Origin of the sequence: Nocardioides eburneiflavus, from assembly GCF_004785795.1 — a bacterium.
Lineage (GTDB): Bacteria > Actinomycetota > Actinomycetes > Propionibacteriales > Nocardioidaceae > Nocardioides > Nocardioides eburneiflavus.
In genome coordinates, this window is the sequence record NZ_SRRO01000001.1 from 1,095,226 (window position 1) to 1,115,525 (window position 20,300).

Here is a 20,300-nt window from a genome sequence, read left to right on the forward strand (position 1 = left end):
GCGATGACCAGCCCGAGCACGACCCCGCCAGCCCCGCGCGCACTCGCCGGCCCACTCGCCTGCCTCGTCGCGGGGCTGCTCGCGGTCGCGACCCTGGTCGTCGTTCCGGTCGTCCCCGCCGCCGGTGCGAACGACCGGGCCGATCGGTGGGCGGGCTACCGGATCCCCTCGACCGGCCGCGCTGCCGGCGGCTGGATCGGTGGCTACCGGCTCGGCCGGACGCCCGTCTTCGTGATCACCCCGGAGCGTCGGCCCAACCGCGCCGGCTTCCGGCGAGCCGATCCCACGAACGACCTGGCGGGCCGCCGCGGCCCCTCCCGGCGGGAGACCCAGCGTGCCGCGTGGATCCTCTCCAAGTACGGCGGCTACCGGGAGGCGCGGCAGGCAGCCGCGGTCGACGCCGCGGTGCTCCACCTGCTCGGTGACCGTGAGTGGCGCCTCGGTGGTGCCCGCGGCGCAGCACGTGTCGGCGCGAGCGGCGATCCGGCGACGGTGCGCCGCTACGTACGCCTGATGCTGCGCGACTCGCGGGCGAGCGCAGGTCGCCACCGGGTGGCCGTCGTGCCGGCCACGGCGGACGTCGGCGGGGTGACGGCCGTGACGGTGCGCGTGACCGACGGTCACGGAGGCCCGGTCGCTGGCCTGCCCGTGACCGTGACCTCGCCCGACGGAGGCACGTCCGAGCCGGCCGCCGGGCCGGTCGCCGCCGTGACCGGTGACGACGGACGCGCCGTGGTGCGCCTCGCCGCTCCGGTCGCCGGCTGGCGCACGGTCGTCGCCCGGGTGGGCCAGGTCCCCGAGCACCGCCTGCGCGTACGCGGGGCGGACCGCCGCGGTCAGGCGGCCGTGGCGGAGGGCGGCGTACGCCGGGTCGTCGTCGCGAGCGCACGGGTCGCGGTGCGGGGCACGCAGACCCTCTCGATCGCGGCGGATCCCGGCCAGCTGGTGGTCGGTTCCCCAGCCCGTGTGGTGGCGACGGTCGGCGGGGACGGGTCGAACCGGATGGCCATCGCGTCCCTGCACGGGCCGTTCTCCTCGGATGGAGGGGCGCACTGCAGTCCGGCACCAACGGCGGAGGTCTCGGCGATGGTGACGGCCGACGGCGCCTATGCGATGCCGGCAGTCGCGCCCGCCGGCGGCGGGTACTTCGCCTGGCGCGTGGTCGTCAGCGGGACCGACGCCAGCACGCCGGTGGCCTCCTGCGGAGCGGTCGTCAAGGTGCGTGCCAAGTCGGCCGCCACGCTCGACTGGGCGCCTGCGGTCCCCGCCGCCAAAGGCAACGTCACGGCGACGGCGACTGTCTCCGGCATCCCCTTCCCGGCGCCGGTCGACGTGCGGATCACGCTCTACCAGGACGGTGGCTGCGGGTCGTCGATCGACGTCGACGAGGTGAGGAGGTTCGGCAACGGCGCGATCTCGAGCACCTTCTACGTCCCCGCAGCAGGCACCTACTCGTGGCGCGCCGAGGTCGTTCCCGGTGAGCTGTGGGTGGGCACGCCCCCGCCCTGCCTGCCGATGACCGTCTCCTGAGCCGCCCGTACAAAAAGTCAGGCTTGACTGTTTGTTTCTGGCGCGGCAGGCTGGCGCCGTGACCCCTGTCGAGAGCTCACCCGCGTCGACCGCGCGCGTGCCCCAGGCAGATCGGTCCCGTGCCATGCGGGCCCGACTGCTCGAGGCCACGGTCGAGCTGCTGGTCGAGCGCGGGTTCGCCGGGACCTCGACGACCCTCGTCTCCGAGCGGGCGGGGGTGAGCCGCGGGGCGCAGCTCCACCACTTCCCGACGAAGAACGACCTGGTGGTCGCGGCGGTCGAGCACCTCACCGAGCGTCGCGGCGCCGAGCTGGCCGAGGCCGTGGAGCAGCTTCCCGGTGGCAGCAAGCGCACCAGCGCCGTCCTGCGGATGCTGGGCGACCACTTCTCCTCCCCGGTGTTCGCGGCGGCGCTGGAGCTCTGGGTCGCCGCCCGCACCGACGATGCGCTCCTGGCCGCGGTGTCGCCGCTGGAGCAGCGCGTCGGCCGGGAGACGCACCGGCTCACCGTCGCCGCCCTCGGGGCCGACGAGTCCGAGCCGGGCGTGCGCGAGCTCGTGCAGGCGACCCTCGACCTGGTGCGCGGGCTCGGCCTGGCGCAGACGATCACCGACGACACCGTCCGCCGGCGCCGGATCCTCGACGCGTGGGCCGACGTGTTGGACAAGGAGCTCGCCCGATGACCGACGTGCTGACCCAGGTGCTCGCCGACCTCGAGGCCGAGGGGGACCGGCTCGAGCAGCTCGTCGCCGGCCTCGACGACGACGGCTGGCGCACGCCCACCCCGGCCCCCGGCTGGGACGTCGCGACCCAGGTCGCCCACCTCGCCTGGACCGACGAGGTGGCACTGGAGGCGGCGACCGACAAGGAGGCCTGGGACGCGGTCGTGCTCGGTGCGATCGCCGACCCGGAGGGCTACGTCGACGCTCAGGCCCACGACGTGGCGCGCGACCCCGACCTGCTCGGCCGCTGGCGTCGCGCCCGCGCCGAGCTCCGCGCCGCGCTCGTCGCGATGCCGCAGGGCCAGAAGATGCCGTGGTTCGGCCCGCCCATGTCGCCCACGTCGATGGCGACCGCCCGGCTGATGGAGACGTGGGCCCACAGCCTCGACGTCCACGAAGCCCTCGGTGCCGCCGTCGAGGACACCGACCGGATCCGCCACGTCGCGCACCTCGGCGTACGCACCCGCAACTTCGCCTTCTCCGTGCACGGCCTCGAGCCGCCGACCGAGGAGTTCCGCGTCGACCTGGTCGCGCCGTCGGGCGACGTGTGGTCGTGGGGTCCCGAGGACGCCGCCCAGACGCTGACCGGCAGCGCCGGCGACTTCTGCCGGCTCGTCACCCAGCGCGTCCACCGCGCCGACACCGACCTGGTCGCCAACGGCGCCGACGTCGACCGCTGGCTCGGCATCGCGCAGGCGTTCGCCGGCCAGCCCGGTGAGGGGAGGGCGCCGCGATGAGTGCCTCGGTTTCGACACGCTCGCTGCGCTCGCTGCTCAACCAGCGGAGGGGGAGGGCGCCGCGATGACCAGGAGCATCAGGATCGGCAACTGCTCGGGCTTCTACGGCGACCGGCTGAGCGCGATGCGCGAGATGCTCGAGGAAGGCGAGCTCGACGTCCTGACCGGTGACTACCTCGCCGAGCTGACCATGCTCATCCTCGGCAAGGACCAGCTCAAGGACGCCTCACTCGGCTACGCCCGCACCTTCGTCCGCCAGCTCGAGGACTGCCTCGGCCTCGCGCTCGAGCGCGGGGTGCGGATCGTCGCCAACGCCGGCGGCCTCAACCCCGCGGGCCTCGCCGACCGCGTCCGCGAGGTCGCGAAGGGGCTCGGGCTCGACGCGCAGGTCGCCCACGTCGAGGGTGACGACGTGCGTCACCTCTCCAGCCGGAACGGATTGGAGGGCGCGCTCACCGCCAACGCCTACCTCGGCGGGTTCGGCATCGCCGCCGCCCTCACCGCCGGCGCCGACGTGGTCGTCACCGGCCGCGTCACCGACGCCTCGCTCGTCGTCGGCCCGGCCGTCGCGCACCACGGGTGGGACGCGAGCGCGTACGACGCGCTGGCCGGCGCGGTCGTCGCCGGCCACGTCATCGAGTGCGGCACCCAGGCGACGGGCGGCAACTTCAGCGGCTTCCTCGACCTGCCCCACCGCGACCGGCCGCTCGGCTTCCCGGTCGCGGAGGTCGCCGCCGACGGGTCCAGCGTGATCACCAAGCACGCCGGCACCGGCGGCGCGGTCACCGTCGACACCGTCACCGCGCAGCTGGTCTACGAGATCCAGTCCACGCGCTACCTCGGCCCCGACGTCACCGTGCACCTCGACTCGGTCCGCCTCGAGCAGGAGGCCGAGGACCGCGTCGCCATCAGCGGCGTCGTCGGCGAGGCGCCGCCCGAGCGGCTCAAGGTGTGCGTCAACGAGCTCGGCGGCTGGCGCAACAGCGTCGAGCTCGTGCTCACGGGCCTGGACGTCGAGGCCAAGGCCGCCTGGGTGCGCGAGCAGCTCGGGTCGCGGCTCACGGCGGCCGAGGTGACGTGGTCGGACGTACGGCTCCCGCCCGCCGACGCCGACACCGAGGAGGCCGCCTCCTCTCTTCTGCGCTGCACGGTCAAGGACCCCTCGCCCGACCCCGTGGGCCGCGCGTTCACCGCGGCCGCCGTCGAGCTCGCGCTCGGCTCCTACCCCGGGTTCACGATGACGGCGCCGCCCGCGCCCGCGACCCCCTACGGCGTCTACCGCGCGGCGTACGTCGACCGCGCCGACGTCTCGCACACCGTCGTCCACGCCGACGGTCGGCGTGAGGTCGTCGCCGACCCCGGCGCGTACGGCTCCGACGGCGAGGCACTCGGCGCGCGCCCCTCGCCCTACCCCGGGCGCCCCGACACCCTCACCCGCCGCCTGCCGCTGGGCACGTTCGTCCACGCCCGCTCCGGCGACAAGGGCGGTGACGCCAACATCGGCCTCTGGGTCGCCCACGACGGCAGCGACCGGGAGACGTACGACGCCCGGGTCCAGTGGCTGTTCAAGCTGATGTCGCCGCGCGGGATCCCCGCGCTGCTGCCCGAGGCCGCCGACCTCGACGTCGAGGTGTGGCTGCTGCCGCACCTCGGTGCGGTCAACCTCGTCGTCCACGGCCTGCTCGGCGAGGGCGTCGCAGCGTCGACCCGGTTCGACCCGCAGGCCAAGGGACTCGCCGAGTTCGTGCGATCGCGGCTGGTGTCGATCGAGGTGAGCCTGACATGAGCCCGGGTTTCGACACGCTCGCTGCTCAACCAGCGGGCTCCTCCGAGCGTGACGCACTGCGGGCCACCGGGGCGGAGTTCGTCCGCCGCGAGGTCGCGCCGCACCTGCAGGCGTGGGAGGACGCCGGCGAGATCCCGCGCGAGCTGCACCGCACGGCGGGCGATCTCGGGCTCATCGGCGTCGCCTTCCCCGAGGAGGTCGGCGGCGGTGGCGGGGACCTGCTCGACTCGCTCGCGCTCCAGGAGGCGATGTTCGAGGCGGGTGCGTCGAGCGGGCTGATGGCGGGCCTGCTCACCGCCGGCATCGCGCTGCCGCACATCGCCGCGAGCGGTGACCGCGACCTGGTCGCGCGGTTCGTGCGCCCCACGTTGGCCGGTGACCTCATCGGCTCGCTCGCGATCACCGAGCCGGGCGGCGGATCCGACGTCGCGCGGCTGCGGACGACCGCGGTCCGCGACGGCGACCACTACGTCGTCAACGGCGCCAAGACCTTCATCACCTCAGGCGTCCGCGCCGACTTCGTCACGACCGCGGTCCGCACCGGAGGCCCCGGCCACAGCGGCATCTCGCTGCTCGTCGTGGAGAAGGGCACGCCCGGCCTCACCGTCGACCGGTCCCTGCGCAAGATGGGCTGGCACTGCTCCGACACCGCCGAGCTGTCCTACGTCGACTGCCGCGTGCCGGTCGCCAACCTCGTCGGCGAGGAGGGGTCGGGGTTCGGGCAGATCGCCGACCAGTTCGTCGTCGAGCGGATCGCGCTCGCGGTCCACGGCTACGGCATCGCCGCGCGGTCGCTCGACCTCGCTGCGGCGTACGCCCGCGACCGGGAGACGTTCGGCCGGCCGCTCGTCGCCAACCAGACGGTCCAGCACACGCTCGTGGAGATGCGCCGCCAGGTCGAGGTGGCGCGGACCTACACGCGCGCCGTCGCCGCGCGGCACGTCGCGGGCGAGCTCGTCGTGGCCGAGGCGTGCCTCGCCAAGCAGACCGCGGTCGACTGCGCGGCGTACGTCTGCGACCGGGCCGTCCAGATCTTCGGCGGCTCCGGATACATGCACGGGTCCGAGGTGGAGCGGCACTACCGCGACGCCCGGATCCTGCCGATCGGGGGCGGCGCCGACGAGGTGCTGCGCGACCTGACGGCGAAGCTGATGGGCTACGCCCCATGACCACGACAGAGAAGGAATCTCGATGATCAACCTGCCGTCCCTGGGTGACGAGGTGTCGGTCTGGATGGACGCCCCGCCCGCCGAGGTCTGGGACCTCGTCAGCGACGTCACCCGGATCGGGGAGTTCAGCCCCGAGACGTTCGAGGCGAAGTGGACCCGGGGCTCGACCGGGCCGGAGGTCGGTGCCTTCTTCGCCGGCCACGTGAAGCGCAACGGCGTCGGCCCGACGTACTGGTCGCCGTGCCGCGTCACGGCCTGCGAGCCCGAGAAGGTCTTCGAGTTCTCCGTCGGCACCGACGCGGTGACGGTCAACAACTGGGGCTACCGGCTCGAGCCGAAGGACGGCGGCACCTTGGTCACCGAGTACTTCCGCCTCGACCCCAACCTCCCGACCCGTCTCTACTGGCTGGTGCTCGGCCCGCTCCGGCGGCGTACGAACCGGCACGGCATGCGGACCACGCTGGAGCGGATGAAGGCGGTGGTGGAGAAGTGACCTCGGCGGCTGCTCGATCACCGAATGCCCAGGCGATGCTCGACAAGCTCGCCGACCTCGATGCGCAGCACGCGGTCGCCGTGGCCGGCGGTGGCGACAAGTACGTGGACCGCCACCACGCGCGCGGCAAGCTGACCGCGCGCGAGCGGATCGAGCTGCTCGTCGACCCCGGGTCGGCCTTCCTCGAGCTCTCGCCGCTGGCCGGCTGGGGGTCCGACTTCACCGTCGGCGCCTCCGTCGTCACCGGCATCGGCGTGGTCGAGGGCATCGAGTGCATGATCAGCGCCAACGACCCCACGGTGAAGGGCGGTGCCTCGAACCCGTGGACGGTCAAGAAGATCTTCCGCGCCTCCCAGATCGCCGAGGAGAACGACCTCCCGACGATCTCGTTGGTGGAGTCGGGCGGTGCGGACCTGCCGACGCAGAAGGAGATCTTCATCCCCGGCGGCAAGCTGTTCCGCGACCTCACGCGGGCGTCGGCGCGACGCCAGCCGACGATCGCGCTCGTCTTCGGCAACTCGACGGCCGGCGGGGCGTACGTCCCCGGCATGAGCGACTACACCGTCTTCGTGCGCGGCGGGGCGAAGGTCTTCCTCGGCGGCCCGCCGCTGGTGAAGATGGCGACGGGCGAGGAGTCCGACGACGAGTCGCTGGGCGGTGCGGAGATGCACGCCCGCGTGTCGGGCCTCGCCGACTACCTCGCTGAGGACGAGCACGACGCCATCCGGATCGGGCGGCGGATCGTGGCCCGGCTGAACCGGCGGCGTACGAGCCACCTCGGTTTCGACACGGGCCCGGGGGGCCCTGCTCAACCAGCGGCGCCGCTGGTTGAGCAGCGAGCGCAGCGAGCGTGTCGAAACCAAGGCCACCCCTTCGCCGAGCCCGACGCCGACCCCGAGGGTCTCCTCGACCTCATCCCCACCGACCTCAAGGAGCCGTTCGACCCGCGCGAGGTGATCGTGCGGATCGTCGACGGCACCAGCGAGCGCAACGGCCGGTCCTTCGACGAGTTCAAGCCGCTCTACGGCACGTCGCTCGTCACCGGCTGGGCCGAGCTCCACGGCCGCCCGATCGGCATCCTCGCGAACGCGCAGGGCGTGCTGTTCTCCGAGGAGGCGCAGAAGGCGACGCAGTTCATCCAGCTCGCCAACCAGAGCCACACGCCGCTGCTGTTCCTGCACAACACGACCGGCTACATGGTCGGCAAGGACTACGAGCAGGGCGGCATCATCAAGCACGGCGCGATGATGATCAACGCCGTCTCCAACTCCACCGTGCCGCACCTCAGCGTGATCATGGGCGCGTCCTACGGCGCCGGCAACTACGGCATGAACGGCCGCGCCTTCGACCCGCGCTTCCTCTTCACCTGGCCGAGTGCGAAGTCCGCGGTGATGGGCCCGGCCCAGCTCGCCGGCGTCCTCGAGATCGTGGCGCAGCAGTCCGCCGAGTCCAAGGGCGAGGTCTTCGACGCCGAGGGCTTCCAGGGTGTCAAGGACTACGTCGAGGCCTCGGTCGAGGAGCAGTCGCTGCCCTACTTCCTGTCCGGGATGCTCTACGACGACGGCGTCATCGACCCGCGCGACACCCGCACCGTGCTCGCCATCTGCCTCAGCGTCATCGCCAACGCGCCGATCAGGGGCGCCGACCGATTCGGGGTGTTCAGGCCATGATCAAGCGAGCAGCGGCGTGCGAGGAACGAGCCCGTCGCGTCAGCGAGACGAGGTTGAGCAAGCCCCGCGACCGAGGCACGAGGTCGCGACGGGCGCGTCGAAACCAGGGAGGTCAGCAATGATCCGAAGACTCCTGGTCGCCAACCGCGGCGAGATCGCGCGACGCGTCTTCGCCACCTGCCGCCGCCTCGGCATCGAGACCGTGGCCGTCCACTCCGACGCCGACGCCCGCCTGCCGTTCGTGGCCGAGGCCGACCACGCCGTACGCCTGCCCGGCAACGCGCCGGCCGACACCTACCTGCGCGCCGACCTCGTCATCGAGGCCGCGCGGCGATCGGGTGCCGACGCGATCCACCCCGGCTACGGCTTCCTCTCGGAGAACGCCGACTTCGCCCGAGCCGTCGAGGCCGCCGGGATCACCTGGGTGGGTCCGACGCCCGAGTCGATCGAGGCGATGGGGTCCAAGGTCGAGGCCAAGCGGCTGATGCGCGAGGCGGGCGTCCCGACGCTGGAGGCCCCCGAGGAGCCGACCGAGGCCGACCTGCCGCTGCTGGTGAAGGCATCGGCCGGCGGCGGCGGGCGCGGCATGCGCGTCGTACGCCGCCTCGAGGAGCTCGCCACCGAGGTCGCGGCCGCGCAGGCCGAGGCCGCGTCGGCCTTCGGCGACGGCACCGTCTTCGTCGAGCCCTACATCGAGCGGGGCCGGCACGTCGAGGTCCAGGTCGTCGGCAACGGCAGGGGCCGGGTGCTCGTGCTCGGCGAGCGCGACTGCTCGGTGCAGCGTCGTCATCAGAAGGTCGTCGAGGAGGCGCCGGCCCCGAAGCTGGGCGGCGAGGTCGCCGATGCCCTGCACGACGCTGCGCGCCGCGCCGCGGAAGCCATCTCCTACCGGGGTGCCGGCACGGTCGAGTTCCTCCTCGACCCGGACACGCAGCGGTTCTTCTTCCTCGAGATGAACACTCGCCTCCAGGTGGAGCACCCGGTCACCGAGCTGGTCTGGGACACCGACCTGGTCGAGCTGCAGCTCCACGTGGCCGAGGCCCCGCAGTCGACGGGGACGCTCGGCTTCTCGACCAGTGGCGGCGAGCCCCAGCGGCACGCGATGGAGGTGCGCCTCTACGCCGAGGACGGCGCCTACGTCCCGCAGAGCGGCCGTCTGGTCACCTTCGAGGTCGACCACGACGTCGAGTTCGGCCTCGGCGGCGAGCGCGGCATCCGCGTCGACTCGGGCCTTGCCTCCGGTGACGACGTGTCCACGTTCTACGACGCGATGCTCGCCAAGGTCGTGTCGTGGGCGCCCAACCGCGAGCAGGCGATCCGCCAGCTCGTGCGGGCGCTGCGTACCGCGCGCATCCACGGCGTCACCACCAACCGCGACCAGCTCGTCGAGATCCTCACCGACCCGGTGTTCGTGGCCGGCGAGATGACGACGACGTGGCTCGAGTCACGTCCGATTTCCGCTGAGTCTCCCAGCGACTCACGGGCCAGTGTGGTCGCGGCCGCGCTCATGCTCGCCGCCGACGACGCGGCCCGGCGTACGGTCCAGCAGGGCGTCCCGGCCGCATGGCGCAACGTCGTCAGCCAGCCGCAGCGCACGACGTTCGAGGGCCACGAGCCGGTCGAGTGGTGGGGCACCCGCGATGGCTTCGTCGTCGACGGCGTGACCGTGCTCGAGGTGTCCCCGACCCACGCGCGGCTCGAGGTCGACGGGGTCACCACGGAGACGCGCGGACACATCTCGTCCGAGCGGCCCGGCGCCCCGCGTGAGGTGTGGGTCGACGGACCACTTCTGTCCGCGCGCCTGCGCGAGGTGCCCCGCTTCACCGACCCCGCCGACGCGGTCGCGAGCGGCTCCCTGCTCGCGCCGATGCCGGGCACCGTCGTGGCCGTCAAGGTCGAGCCCGGCGGCGAGGTCGCGGCGGGTGACCCCGTCCTGGTCCTGGAGGCCATGAAGATGCAGCACACGGTGACCGCGCCGCACGACGGCACGGTCATCGAGATCAACGTCGAGCCCGGTGCGCAGGTCGCGTCCGGGGAGGTCCTGGCAGTAGTCGAGGAATCAGTCGGTGGTTGAGGCGCGAGCGCAGCGAGCCTCGAAACCACGCCCGAAAGGAACGAGATGACCCATTTCACCGAGACCGACGAGCGCCTGGAGCTCAGGCGACAGGTGGCCAGGCTGGCAAAGGGCTATGGCCGCGACTGGTTCGTCGAGCGCGCCCGCTCCGGCGAGAAGACCACCGAGCTGTGGATGGAGATCGCCAAGGCGGGCTACCTCGGCATCAACATCCCCGAGGAGTACGGCGGTGGTGGCGGCGGCATCGGTGACGTGGCCGCGGTCTGCGAGGAGCTCGCGGCGCAGGGCTGCCCGTTGCTGATGATGGTCGTCAGCCCGGCGATCTGCGGGACGGTCATCGCGCGCTACGGCACCGACGAGCAGAAGCAGCGCTGGCTGCCCGGCATCTGCGACGGCACCGCCACGATGGCCTTCGCGATCACCGAGCCCGACGCCGGCACCAACTCCCACAACATCACCACCACCGCCCGCCGCGACCCTTCGACAGGCTCAGGACAAGCGGCCGGGTGGGTGCTCAAGGGCCAGAAGGTCTACATCTCGGGCGTCGACGAGGCCGAGAACGTCCTGGTCGTCGCGCGGACCGAGGACCCTTCGACAGGCTCAGGACAAGCGCGGTCGAAGGTCAAGCCGTGCCTGTTCGTGGTGCCGACCGACTCCGCGGGCTTCGAGTTCACAGAGATCCCGATGGAGATCGTCAGCCCGGAGAAGCAGTTCCAGGTCTTCATCGACGACGTCCGGCTCCCGTCCGACGCGCTCGTCGGCGACGAGGGCGGCGGCCTCGTGCAGCTCTTCGCCGGGCTCAACCCGGAGCGGATCATGGCGGCCTCCTTCTCGACCGGGCTGGCGCGCCACGCCCTCGAGAAGGCGTCGGCGTACGCGAAGGAGCGCACCGTCTTCCAGGCGCCGATCGGCTCCCACCAGGCGATCGCCCACCCCCTCGCGATGGCGCACATCGAGACCGAGCTGGCCCGCCTGATGACCCAGAAGGCCTCCGCGCTGGTCGACGCCGGCGACGACATGGCGGCCGGCGAGGCGGCCAACATGGCCAAGTACGCCGCGGCGGAGGCCGCCGTGCACGCGGTCGACGCAGCGGTGCAGACCCACGGCGGCAACGGCATCACGCAGGAGTACGGCATGGCCGGCCTGCTCGTGGCGGCGCGGGCAGGCCGGATCGCGCCGGTGAGCCGGGAGATGATCCTCAACTTCGTCGCGATGCACAGCCTGGGGCTGCCGAAGTCCTACTGAGTCCTGCCCCGCCGTCGAACAACCCGAGCAGCCCGACCTGCCCAACGTAGGCAGGTGGGGAGACCGGGCTCAGGGCTGAGCGTGCCCCCTGCGCGTTCACGAGGTGAACTGCCTTCTGGAGTCGCCGGGCTCGATGCCCGCCGGTTGTCGGTCCGCGGGCCGATCGCACTCACTTGAGCGGCGGGATGTTCGCGTTCCCCCGGAAGACGTTGGCCGGGTCCCACGCGATCTTCAGCGTCCGCAGCCGCGTCCACTGCTCGGGGCTGTACGCCTCCTTCACCCGGGCCTGTGCGTCGTCGCTGGTGAAGTTCACGTAGACGCCGCGGCTGTGCGGGGCGAGGGCGTCGAAGAAGCCGCGCACCCACGCCCGGTGCCGGTCGGCGTCGCCGGCGTGCTCCGGCAGCCACGAGGCGACGATGTTGATGTCGTGGCTGGCGTCGCGGTGGGGGAAGGCGGTGGCGTCGTCGGGGACCCGGCTCATCGCGCCGCCGAAGCTGAAGATCGGCACCGTGGAGAGTGGGCTGCTGATGGTCGCGAGGTGCTCGCAGATCGTGTCGATCACCGCGTCGGTGAGCGGGCCGAGGCGGTGCGACTTCCAGTAGTAGTGCCGCCCGTGCGGCACCGCCGGGTCGAGGAACTTCTGGTGGGCGACGTAGGGCTTCGGCGCGATCGTGTCGAGCACCGGGGTGCCCAGTGCCCGCACCGGGGCGAGCACCCGCTCGCCCTCCTCGACCGGTCCCGCGTACGTCGCGACCAGGCCGATGATCGGCCTGCCGTGCAGGTGCTCGGGGAAGAGCGGCAGCGCCGGCGCCAGCCGCAGGTTGGCCATCAGGCCGACCTCGTCGGGTGCGTCGGCGATGAAGTCGCGCAGGAAGGCCAGCACCGTCGGCGCCTGGTCGGCCGGCCACGCGACCAGACCGGCCAGGACCGTCGGCCCGAGCGGCTGGAGCTCGAAGGTGAAGTCGGTGACGACGCCGAAGTTGCCGCCGCCACCCCGCAGGCCCCAGAAGAGGTCGGGGTTCTCGTCGGCCGAGGCCCGCACGATGTCCCCGTCCGCGGTGACGACCTGGCAGGACCGCAGCGCGTCGATCGCCAGCCCCGTCTTGCGCATCAGGTGGCCGATGCCGCCGCCGAGCGTCAGGCCGCCGATGCCGGTGTGGCTGATGTAGCCGCTCGTCATCGCCAGCCCGAAGGCCTGGCTCTCCCGGTCGACGTGGGCGTTGAGGGCCCCGCCCTGGGCCGACACCGTGCGGGCCACCGGGTCGACCACGGCGCCGCGCATCCCGGAGAGGTCGACGACGACGCCGTCGTCGACCAGGGAGTGGCCGGCGATCCCGTGGCCGCCCCCGCGTACGGCCACGGGCAGGTCGTGCGCCCGCGCCCAGCGCAGGGCAGCGGCCACGTCGCTCGCCCCCTCGCAGCGGGCCAGCAGGGCCGGGCGGCGGTCGATCTCGCCGTTCCAGATGCGGCGGTGGTCGTCGTACGCCGGGTGGTCGGGGCCGATGAGCTCGCCGGCGAAGTCGCCGGCGAGGGCCTCGGTGGTGGGCATCTCGAGCGTGGTCATGGGTCTCTCCTCCGTCAGTGGGTGGTGCCCGACCAGCGTCGGTCGGCCGAGGAGGAGCGCGCGAGTATCGATCCTGTACTGGTACAGAACCCATAGCGGTCCTACCGTCAGGGGATGGCAACCACCTACGGTCAGTTCTGCCCAGTGGCGATGGCCTCGGAGGTGCTCACCGAGAGGTGGACACCGCTCGTGGTCCGCGAGCTCCTGTGCGGCAGCACGCGCTTCAACGACCTCCGTCGCGGGGTCCCGCTCATGTCACCGGCGCTGCTGTCCAAGCGGCTCAAGACCCTCGAGCGCGTCGGCGTCGTCGACCACGTCGGCGGCGAGTACCTCCTCACGGCTGCCGGCGAGGAGCTCCGGCCGGTCATCGAGTCGTTGGGCATGTGGGGCCAGCGCTGGGCGCGGGGCGACGTGATCGCCAAGCACTACGACGCCTCGCTGCTGATGTGGGACATCCACCGCAACGTCGACACCGACGCCCTGCCCGAGCGCCGGGTCGTCGTGCACTTCCACCTGAGGGGCTCGAGCGACAGGAAGAGCCACTTCTGGCTGGTGCTGGAGCCGCCGGCCGTCGACCTGTGCCTGACCGACCCGGGCCACGACGTCGACGTGGAGGTCGCCGGGCACATCGAGACGATGGTCGACTACTGGATGGGTCGCCGGGACCTCCTGGGCGCGGTGAAGGCCGGAGACCTGGCCATCGCCGGTCCGCGCCCGCTCGTACGAGCGCTGCCCACGTGGTTCACCCGCAGCACCTTCGCGGACGTGCCGCTGCCCGCAGGTGCGTGACTGTCGGACGCCTTTGGCAGGATCACGCCGTGGCCCTCGCCGACCGACCGCTCGTGCCCGAGGAGTGGGTGCGGCGTATCGACGCCGTGCTCGGCCGGCTGCCGCGCTGCACGCAGGAAGCGGCCTGGACCGGTACGCGGTGGCGCGTCGGCGGCGCGACGGTGGCGCACGTCTTCGGCGGGGAGGACCAGGTCTTCCGCATCACCTTCCGCGGCGAGCCCGACGAGGTGGCTGCATTCGAGCACATGGGCGACCCCTACTTCCGGTCGAGCTGGGGCGGCAACGTCATCGGCATGCTGCTCGACGACGACGCCGGGATCGACTGGGACGAGCTGGCCGAGCTGCTCACCGACTCCTACTGCCTCCAGGCGCCCGCCCACCTCGCCCAGCAGGTCCAGCGTCCGGGCGCTGCGCGCGACTGACGACCACCGTCAGGCCGCGCTCGGCAGGATGGACGCATGATCGCGACGCGCCCGGGCCGCCTCGTCGGGCTCGACGTCGCCCGGTGCCTGGCGCTGCTCGGCATGGTCGCCACCCACGTGCTCGACGCCCGCACCCCTGACGGCGAGCTCGCGACCGCGCAGTGGCTTGCCGGCGGCCGGGCCTCGGCGCTCTTCGCCGTGCTGGCCGGGGTGAGCCTGGCGCTGATGACCCGCGAGCCGTTGCGCGGACGTCCGCTCGCCCTGCGCTCGCTGGGCATCGCCGGACGGGCCGTGCTCATCGCGGCACTGGGGCTGCTGCTCGGCGGCCTCGACACCGGCGTCGCGGTGATCCTCACCTACTACGGCGTGCTGTTCGTCCTCGGCCTGCCGTTCACGCTCCTGCGCGTGCGGACCCTGGTGCCCCTCACCGTCGCCTGGGTGGTCGTCGCCCCCGTGGTGTCCCACCTGGTCCGTCCCTACCTGCCGGAGCGGGGCTTCGAGAGCCCGTCCTTCGCGCAGCTGGCCGACCCGGGGCAGCTCGCCTCCGAGCTCCTCCTCACCGGCTACTACCCGGTCGTGCCGTGGCTGGCCTACCTCCTCGCCGGGATCGCGCTCGGCCGGCTCGACCTGCGCGACGCCTCCCTGCTCGGCGCGCTCGCCCTGGGCGGCCTCGGCACCGCGGTGCTCGCCACGCGCGTCTCGGCAACCCTCGTGGACCCGGCGGTCGCCTCGGAGAACGCCACCGGGATGTTCGGCACGACCCCGGCGGACGGCGACTGGGACTGGCTGCTGGTCGTCGCCCCGCACTCGGCGACACCGTTCGACCTCGCGCGGACCATCGGCAGCGCGGTGCTGGTGATCGCGGTCTGCCTGCTCCTCGAACGCCTCCTGCCCGGCGCGGCCACGGCCGTGCTCGGCGTCGTCCTGGGTGCCGGCGCCGCGACGCTCACCCTCTACTCCCTGCACGTCGTGATGCTCACGCCGCGGGTGTGGCCGGAGGAGGAGCCGTCGGCGTACGTCTCCCACGTCGTCGTGCTGCTCGTCCTCGGCGCGGTGCTCGGCCTGCTGCGTCGCCGCGGACCGCTGGAGGCGGCGGCGGGGCTTCCGGTCCGCCTGGCCCGGTCCGCAGCCGGCGGCGACGCGTCCCGTACGCCTCAGCGCAGCGGCACGAACCGGTAGCGCCCGTGCTCGGTCACCACCGGGCCGGGGTTCTGCACGCGCAGCATCGTGCCGTCCGCCGGGACCACCAGCACACCGTCGTCGGCGAGCTGCTCGACGAGAGCGGTGGGCAGCGCCTGCGCCATCGCCGACACCAGGATCCGGTCCCAGGGGGCGCCGTCGGGGTCGCCGAGGACACCCGGGGTCGCGGCCCGGATCGTCGCCCAGTCCCGACCCGTGCGCGCGAGGTTGGCGCCGCCGAAGGACACGAGCTCCGGCTCGAGCTCGAGCCCCAGCACGACACCGGTGGGACCGACGAGGTGGGCGAGCAGGGCGGTCGTCCACCCGGACCCGGCACCCACGTCGAGCACGCGCTGCCCGGGACGTACGTCGAGCAGGCGCAGCATGTCGTCGACGGTGCGCGGCTGGGAGTTGGTCTGTCCGGCCGCGATCGTCAGCGGTCCGTCGTAGGACGCGCGCCGACGCACGCCGCGGGGGAGGAAGTCCCGCCGCGGGGTCGCGTCGAAGGCTGCGCGCACGACGTCCACGATGGTCAGACCCAGGTGTTGTCGTGCTCGCGCATGAACCGGTCGTAGTCGTCGCCGTCGAGGTTGCCCATCCCGGCCGCCAGGCCTTCGAAGTAGGCCTCGCGCGGGGCGCCCGGCGCGAAGTGGAGGAGCATCTTGGCTGCACCGTCCTCGTTGCGGAAGCCGTGGATGCCGCCGGCCGGCACATGGGCGAAGTCGCCAGCGTGGCACCTCACCCAGTCCTTGCCGTCGAAGATCGTCACGGTGCCCTCGAGGACGTAGAACGACTCGGTGATGGTGCGGTGGAAGTGCGCCCCCGGCCCGCTCGGCGGACCGGCGAACTCCCACCGGTAGAGGCCGAACGTGCCGGCCGTCCCGGTGCCCTGGGCGAGGTAGAAGACCTTGTTGCCGTTGGGGTAGACGACCGCGGGCTCCAGGCCGGCCCGTCTGACGTGGGCGGACACCTCGCCGGAGTCCCCGTGGTAGATCGGCGGCGGATAGCTCATGGCTCCGAACCTAGTGGCCCGCACCGACACGCGACAGCGGCACGACCCCGGGGGTGGGCCGTGCCGCTGCCTGTGCGTTTGTGGGACGTGGGTCTCGCGAGTTCTGGGGGGACCCCGTACGCCGGCGGGAGGTCGGTGCACGGGGGCGCGAGAGCCGGTCCTGCGGAACGCGGCCGCCGCCGGTGTCGAACCGGACGTCTAGGTGGAGTCCCCCTTGCCCCCGTTGCCCCCGTTGCCCGAGCCGCCGTTGCCCGAGCCGCCGTTGCCCGTGTTGCCGCCGCTGCCCGGAGCATCGGTCGGGGTCGGCTTGTCGGTCGGGGTCGGCTTCACGGTCGGGGTCGGCTTGGTGGTGGGCGTGGCCTGGGTGGTGGGGGTGGGCTTGTCGGTCGGCTTGCCCGGAGTCGGCTTGGTCGGGGTCGGCTTGGTCGTGGGCGTCGGCTTGTCCGTGGGACGCCCGGTCTCCTTCGGGGGACCGATGAGGTCGATGCAGTAGGTCGCGATCCGGTCGGTGCCGCCGGCCTGGGTCGCGAGGGCCTGGAAGGCAGCGCTGTCGAGCGAGGAACCTGCCTTGCCGCGGTCGGTGGCCTGGAAGGCCTTGCAGAGGCCCTTGAAGTCGGGCGTCGGGGTGGGCGTCCCGCTCGGGGTCTCGCTCGGCGAGCCGGTGGAATCGGTGGAGCCGGTGGCCGAGGAGCTCGCACCGGTCGACCCGGTGCCACCGGAGGGCGACGCCGCGCCGGGGCTGGTGGAGACGCCGCGGCCCGGGGCCGTCGAGACCGACTCGGTGGCCCGGTCGGAGGCCCGGTCGGGGAGCAGCGGTAGGTCCGGGAGGTGTGCGGAGTTGGCGAGCGCGAAGCCGCCGGAGGTGAGCGCGACGACCGCGCCGGTGGCGACGACCGCACGAGCGGCGGCGCGGCTGCCGAGCCGGGTGGGCGAGACGAACCCGCTGCGGGTGGCAGGGGGCGGGGCGAGGCGAGCCGCGTGGAACGCCGCGACGGCTGCGTCCTCGCGCCGGAGCTCCTCGGGGAAGGCGGGAGCGCCGGCCGCGGTGAGCGCCCACCCGAGGGCGCTGTCGTGCTCCGCCGGCGCGTCGAGCAGGCGCTCGGCGTCACGTCGGGACAGGTGGGGGTCGGGGGCGGTCATCTCACTCCTTTCAGCGTCTCGGCAGGTGCAGGTGTTACGGCTCGTCGACGATTTTCTTCGCCAGCTGCTTGAGACCGCGATGGGCGGCAGCCCGTACGGCCCCGGGTCTCTTGCCCAGGATCCGGGCCGCGGTGGGGGCGTCGAAGCCGAGCACCGTCCGCAGCATGATCGCCTCGGCCTGGTCACGGGGGAGCGCGGAGATCAGCCGGACGACGGCCTCGGAGTTGACCCGGCCGAGGGTGTCGGCCTCGACGTCCACCTCGTCGGGGAGGTCGACCAGCTCGTCGACGGGCTCCTCCGACACCGGACGCCGACGGCTGTGTCGCAGGTGGTCGAGCGCCCGGTTGCGCCCGATCGTGGTGATCCAGCCGCGGAACCCGTCGGCGTCGCCGCTGAAGCGGTCGAGGTCGCGGAAGGCCTGCGTCCACGCCTCGCTGGCGACGTCCTCGGCGTCGGCCGGGCCGACGAGGACGGTGAGGTAGCGCAGCAGGGGTGGCTGGACGTGGTGGTAGACGAGACGGAACGCCGCCTCGTCGCCCGCCTGCATGGCTTCGACCGCATGGTCGAGCCCCTCCTCCGCCGCCACCGGCGCATTGTCACCCGAAGGGACCCGGCGCCGACACAGAACCCCCCGTCCGAGGCCGAATTCACCGGCGGGGTCGGGAACGGGGCGGGCGGGGGAGGAACAGCGGGACCCGGGCGGCGTACTCGGCCCATCCCTCGCGCTGCGACATGGTCTTCTCCAGCAGCTTGGCGCCGGTGACGTTGCGGATGAAGAAGGTCATCGCGACCGGCGCGAACACGGTGGCCAGGCCTGGCACCCAGCCGAGCGAGAGTGCGCCGGCGACCCACAGCCCCCACCACACGCAGGCGTCGCCGAAGTAGTTGGGGTGGCGGGTCCAGCCCCACAGGCCGGTGTCGAGGATCGTCGGCCGCGACTCGCGAGGCCGGGCCTTGTACGCCTCGAGCTGGGCGTCGCCGACGACCTCGAAGCAGACGCCGATCGCCCAGATCGCCACGCCGACCCAGACGACGGGCCACCACCGGACGTCGTACGCCGCGGCGACCTGCAATGGGAAGGAGATGATCCAGGCGACGACGGCCTGCGTCGCGAAGACCCGCACCAGCACCGTGGCGGCGCCGGCGTGCCAGCCGGGACCGCCGAGCATCTTCTCGTAGCGCGGGTCCTCGCCGTGCCCGCGGGACCGGCGGGCGATGTGCACCGCGAGGCGTCCACCCCACAGCGCGACCAGCAGCGCGAGCAGCCAGGAGTGGGTGTCGGGCCAGACGACGGCCAGCGCCAGGGCGACGGCGACGAACGACAGCCCCCACGCGACGTCGACGTCGGCCACCCGGTCCCGCCGCCTGCTCACCGCCGCCGTCGCCCCCATGACGACGGCAGCGGCGAGGATCGCGACGGCGGCCTGCGTCAGCACGTCACCATGCCCTGACTGCCGGGAGGGTGTGGGCCGCGCCGGGGCGCACCGCCAGGATCTGGTCGACGCCCATCCGGCCGTCGCGGAAGGCGAGCGCGCCGCCGACGAGGTAGAGCCGCCACACGCGTACGACCTCCTCGCCGACGAGCTCGCGCAGCCGCGGGAGGTGGGTCTCGAAGTTCTCGAGCCAGCCGTTGACGGTGAGGACGTAGTGCTCGCGCATCGCGTGGACGTCGCGGACCTCGAGGCCGCCGGACTCGATCAGGTCCACGGTCTCGCCGACGGGCCGCATCGTCATGTCGGGGGCGATGAACGACTCGATGAACGGACCGCCGCCGGGGTGCTTGCCGCCGCCCGCGCCCTGACGCGACATCTGCTGGACGAGCACGCGTCCGCCCGGGCGCACCGCTCGACGGAGCACCTCGACGTAGGTCGGGTAGTTGGTGGCGCCGACGTGCTCGCCCATCTCGAGCGAGCCGACGGCGTCGAAGAGGTCGCGCTCGGGGACCTCGCGGTAGTCCTGGAGCCGGATCTCGACGCGATCCTCCAGCCCGCGCTCGGCGATGCGGGCGTCGATGAACTTCTTCTGCTCGGCCGCGATCGTGACGCCGGTGACCTGCGCGCCGAAGTGCTCGGCGGCGTGCAGCGACAGCGAGCCCCAGCCGCAGCCCACGTCAAGCATCTTCATGCCCGGCTCCAGGCCGAGCTTGGTGCAGACGAGGTCGAGCTTGGCGCGCTGCGCCTCCTCGAGCGGGACGTCCGGGGTGGCGTGGTAGCCGCAGCTGTAGGCCATCTGCGGCTCGAGGATCAGGGAGTAGAACTCGTTGGAGAGGTCGTAGTGGTGGCTGATCGAGGACCGGTCGCGGGCCAGGCTGTGCAGCCGGCCCTTGATCCGCGCCAGCGACGCCGGCGGTGCCGGCGGACGGCCGAGCGCGCCGAGACGCGCGGCCGTACGGATCGCGTCGACCATCGCGCGCGGCGAGAGGCGTACGCCGGACAGGCCGCGCTCGGCACCCACCGCGAAGGCGTGGGTGAGCGCGGAGCCGAGGTCCCAGCCTTCCTGCTCGGGGACGTCGAGCTCGCCGGTGACGTACGCCTGGGCGGCGCCCAGCTCACCCGGGTGCCACAGCAGCCGGCGCAGCGCGTCCGGGGAGCGGAGCACGACCAGCGGGGCCCCCTCGGGGCCGGCGACCGAGCCGTCCCAGGCCTCCAGGCGCACCGGCAGGTCGCCGCCGATGAAGGGTCGCACCGCCTCGGCGAGGCGCGCGGCGACACCACCCGCCGGTGCGTCCGCCCGGTGGTCGCTCGTGGACGGAGCGGTCTGGGTCACGGG

At 73.0% G+C, this 20,300-nt stretch carries 19 protein-coding genes; 12 read left to right on the plus strand and 7 right to left on the minus strand.

Features of this window, described 5'->3' with window-relative positions; translation table 11 throughout:
- Positions 1 to 3 precede the first annotated feature (3 nt).
- The 9 genes from EXE59_RS05185 (at position 4) to EXE59_RS05225 (ending at position 11,425) form a co-directional block, all read left to right on the plus strand.
- Complete coding sequence (locus tag EXE59_RS05185; RefSeq protein ID WP_135837946.1) at positions 4 to 1,530, plus strand: Ig-like domain-containing protein; 1,527 nt, start codon at positions 4 to 6, stop codon at positions 1,528 to 1,530.
- Between the two features lie 58 nt (positions 1,531 to 1,588).
- Entirely contained in the window at positions 1,589 to 2,212 is a 624-nt protein-coding gene (locus EXE59_RS05190) for a TetR/AcrR family transcriptional regulator (protein WP_342777189.1), read from the plus strand.
- Positions 2,209 to 2,988, plus strand: coding sequence for a TIGR03084 family metal-binding protein (locus EXE59_RS05195; RefSeq protein ID WP_135837947.1), 780 nt, complete (start codon positions 2,209 to 2,211; stop codon positions 2,986 to 2,988). Before EXE59_RS05190 ends, EXE59_RS05195 begins: the two co-directional genes overlap by 4 nt.
- A gap of 64 nt (positions 2,989 to 3,052) precedes the next feature.
- On the plus strand, positions 3,053 to 4,774 hold the full coding sequence (locus EXE59_RS05200) for an acyclic terpene utilization AtuA family protein (RefSeq protein WP_135837948.1): 1,722 nt from the start codon (positions 3,053 to 3,055) through the stop codon (positions 4,772 to 4,774).
- Positions 4,771 to 5,943 (plus strand): acyl-CoA dehydrogenase family protein, encoded by a 1,173-nt coding sequence (locus EXE59_RS05205; RefSeq protein WP_135837949.1) that lies wholly within the window; start codon positions 4,771 to 4,773, stop codon positions 5,941 to 5,943. Before EXE59_RS05200 ends, EXE59_RS05205 begins: the two co-directional genes overlap by 4 nt.
- 22 nt (positions 5,944 to 5,965) lie before the next feature.
- Complete coding sequence (locus tag EXE59_RS05210) at positions 5,966 to 6,436, plus strand: SRPBCC family protein (protein WP_135837950.1); 471 nt, start codon at positions 5,966 to 5,968, stop codon at positions 6,434 to 6,436.
- A 35-nt stretch (positions 6,437 to 6,471) separates the two neighbouring features.
- On the plus strand, positions 6,472 to 8,106 hold the full coding sequence (locus EXE59_RS05215; protein WP_135837951.1) for an acyl-CoA carboxylase subunit beta: 1,635 nt from the start codon (positions 6,472 to 6,474) through the stop codon (positions 8,104 to 8,106).
- Positions 8,107 to 8,224: 118 nt separating this feature from the next.
- Positions 8,225 to 10,180, plus strand: coding sequence for an ATP-binding protein (locus EXE59_RS05220; RefSeq protein WP_135837952.1), 1,956 nt, complete (start codon positions 8,225 to 8,227; stop codon positions 10,178 to 10,180).
- A 45-nt stretch (positions 10,181 to 10,225) separates the two neighbouring features.
- Positions 10,226 to 11,425 (plus strand): acyl-CoA dehydrogenase family protein, encoded by a 1,200-nt coding sequence (locus EXE59_RS05225; protein ID WP_135837953.1) that lies wholly within the window; start codon positions 10,226 to 10,228, stop codon positions 11,423 to 11,425.
- Positions 11,426 to 11,594: 169 nt separating this feature from the next.
- On the opposite strand, the gene EXE59_RS05230 is transcribed toward EXE59_RS05225, so the two are convergent.
- Positions 11,595 to 12,989 carry an FAD-binding oxidoreductase gene (locus EXE59_RS05230; protein ID WP_135837954.1) on the minus strand — a complete coding sequence of 465 codons (1,395 nt, stop codon included), beginning with the start codon at positions 12,987 to 12,989 and terminating at the stop codon, positions 11,595 to 11,597.
- Positions 12,990 to 13,103: 114 nt separating this feature from the next.
- Here EXE59_RS05230 and EXE59_RS05235 point away from each other — a divergent pair, with 114 nt between their 5' ends.
- From EXE59_RS05235 to EXE59_RS05245, 3 genes are read left to right on the plus strand one after another with little or no spacing between them, the layout of a single operon-like run.
- Positions 13,104 to 13,778 carry a winged helix-turn-helix transcriptional regulator gene (locus EXE59_RS05235; protein ID WP_135837955.1) on the plus strand — a complete coding sequence of 225 codons (675 nt, stop codon included), beginning with the start codon at positions 13,104 to 13,106 and terminating at the stop codon, positions 13,776 to 13,778.
- A 29-nt stretch (positions 13,779 to 13,807) separates the two neighbouring features.
- Positions 13,808 to 14,200 carry an MmcQ/YjbR family DNA-binding protein gene (locus EXE59_RS05240; RefSeq protein ID WP_246056522.1) on the plus strand — a complete coding sequence of 131 codons (393 nt, stop codon included), beginning with the start codon at positions 13,808 to 13,810 and terminating at the stop codon, positions 14,198 to 14,200.
- 36 nt (positions 14,201 to 14,236) lie between these two features.
- Positions 14,237 to 15,379 carry a heparan-alpha-glucosaminide N-acetyltransferase domain-containing protein gene (locus EXE59_RS05245; RefSeq protein WP_135837956.1) on the plus strand — a complete coding sequence of 381 codons (1,143 nt, stop codon included), beginning with the start codon at positions 14,237 to 14,239 and terminating at the stop codon, positions 15,377 to 15,379.
- On the opposite strand, the gene EXE59_RS05250 is transcribed toward EXE59_RS05245, so the two are convergent.
- From EXE59_RS05250 to EXE59_RS05275, 6 genes are all read right to left on the minus strand, one after another.
- A complete protein-coding gene (locus EXE59_RS05250; protein ID WP_246056524.1) occupies positions 15,355 to 15,897 on the minus strand; it encodes a protein-L-isoaspartate O-methyltransferase family protein in 543 nt (180 codons plus the stop codon). The two genes, EXE59_RS05245 and EXE59_RS05250, sit on opposite strands and share 25 nt — an antisense overlap.
- A 14-nt stretch (positions 15,898 to 15,911) precedes the next feature.
- Positions 15,912 to 16,391, minus strand: coding sequence for a cupin domain-containing protein (locus tag EXE59_RS05255; protein ID WP_135837958.1), 480 nt, complete (start codon positions 16,389 to 16,391; stop codon positions 15,912 to 15,914).
- Between the two features lie 198 nt (positions 16,392 to 16,589).
- Entirely contained in the window at positions 16,590 to 17,531 is a 942-nt protein-coding gene (locus EXE59_RS05260) for a hypothetical protein (RefSeq protein WP_135837959.1), read from the minus strand.
- 34 nt (positions 17,532 to 17,565) lie between these two features.
- Positions 17,566 to 18,117, minus strand: coding sequence for an RNA polymerase sigma factor (locus tag EXE59_RS05265; RefSeq protein ID WP_210428892.1), 552 nt, complete (start codon positions 18,115 to 18,117; stop codon positions 17,566 to 17,568).
- Positions 18,118 to 18,178: 61 nt separating this feature from the next.
- A complete protein-coding gene (locus EXE59_RS05270; RefSeq protein WP_246056526.1) occupies positions 18,179 to 18,967 on the minus strand; it encodes a DUF1295 domain-containing protein in 789 nt (262 codons plus the stop codon).
- A gap of 1 nt (position 18,968) precedes the next feature.
- Positions 18,969 to 20,297, minus strand: coding sequence for an SAM-dependent methyltransferase (locus EXE59_RS05275; protein ID WP_210428893.1), 1,329 nt, complete (start codon positions 20,295 to 20,297; stop codon positions 18,969 to 18,971).
- Between the last annotated feature and the right edge of the window lie 3 nt (positions 20,298 to 20,300).

What these genes read in the sequence shown, in the direction of transcription:
- EXE59_RS05185 (WP_135837946.1), top strand. Translation starts at nt 4, where the DNA reads ATGACCAGCCCGAGCACGACCCCGCCAGCCCCGCGCGCACTCGCCGGC.
- EXE59_RS05195 (WP_135837947.1), top strand. Translation starts at nt 2,209, where the DNA reads ATGACCGACGTGCTGACCCAGGTGCTCGCCGACCTCGAGGCCGAGGGG.
- EXE59_RS05200 (WP_135837948.1), top strand. Translation starts at nt 3,053, where the DNA reads ATGACCAGGAGCATCAGGATCGGCAACTGCTCGGGCTTCTACGGCGAC.
- EXE59_RS05205 (WP_135837949.1), top strand. Translation starts at nt 4,771, where the DNA reads ATGAGCCCGGGTTTCGACACGCTCGCTGCTCAACCAGCGGGCTCCTCC.
- EXE59_RS05210 (WP_135837950.1), top strand. Translation starts at nt 5,966, where the DNA reads ATGATCAACCTGCCGTCCCTGGGTGACGAGGTGTCGGTCTGGATGGAC.
- EXE59_RS05215 (WP_135837951.1), top strand. Translation starts at nt 6,472, where the DNA reads ATGCTCGACAAGCTCGCCGACCTCGATGCGCAGCACGCGGTCGCCGTG.
- EXE59_RS05220 (WP_135837952.1), top strand. Translation starts at nt 8,225, where the DNA reads ATGATCCGAAGACTCCTGGTCGCCAACCGCGGCGAGATCGCGCGACGC.
- EXE59_RS05225 (WP_135837953.1), top strand. Translation starts at nt 10,226, where the DNA reads ATGACCCATTTCACCGAGACCGACGAGCGCCTGGAGCTCAGGCGACAG.
- EXE59_RS05230 (WP_135837954.1), bottom strand. Translation starts at nt 12,989, where the DNA reads ATGACCACGCTCGAGATGCCCACCACCGAGGCCCTCGCCGGCGACTTC.
- EXE59_RS05235 (WP_135837955.1), top strand. Translation starts at nt 13,104, where the DNA reads ATGGCAACCACCTACGGTCAGTTCTGCCCAGTGGCGATGGCCTCGGAG.
- EXE59_RS05245 (WP_135837956.1), top strand. Translation starts at nt 14,237, where the DNA reads ATGATCGCGACGCGCCCGGGCCGCCTCGTCGGGCTCGACGTCGCCCGG.
- EXE59_RS05255 (WP_135837958.1), bottom strand. Translation starts at nt 16,391, where the DNA reads ATGAGCTATCCGCCGCCGATCTACCACGGGGACTCCGGCGAGGTGTCC.
- EXE59_RS05260 (WP_135837959.1), bottom strand. Translation starts at nt 17,531, where the DNA reads ATGACCGCCCCCGACCCCCACCTGTCCCGACGTGACGCCGAGCGCCTG.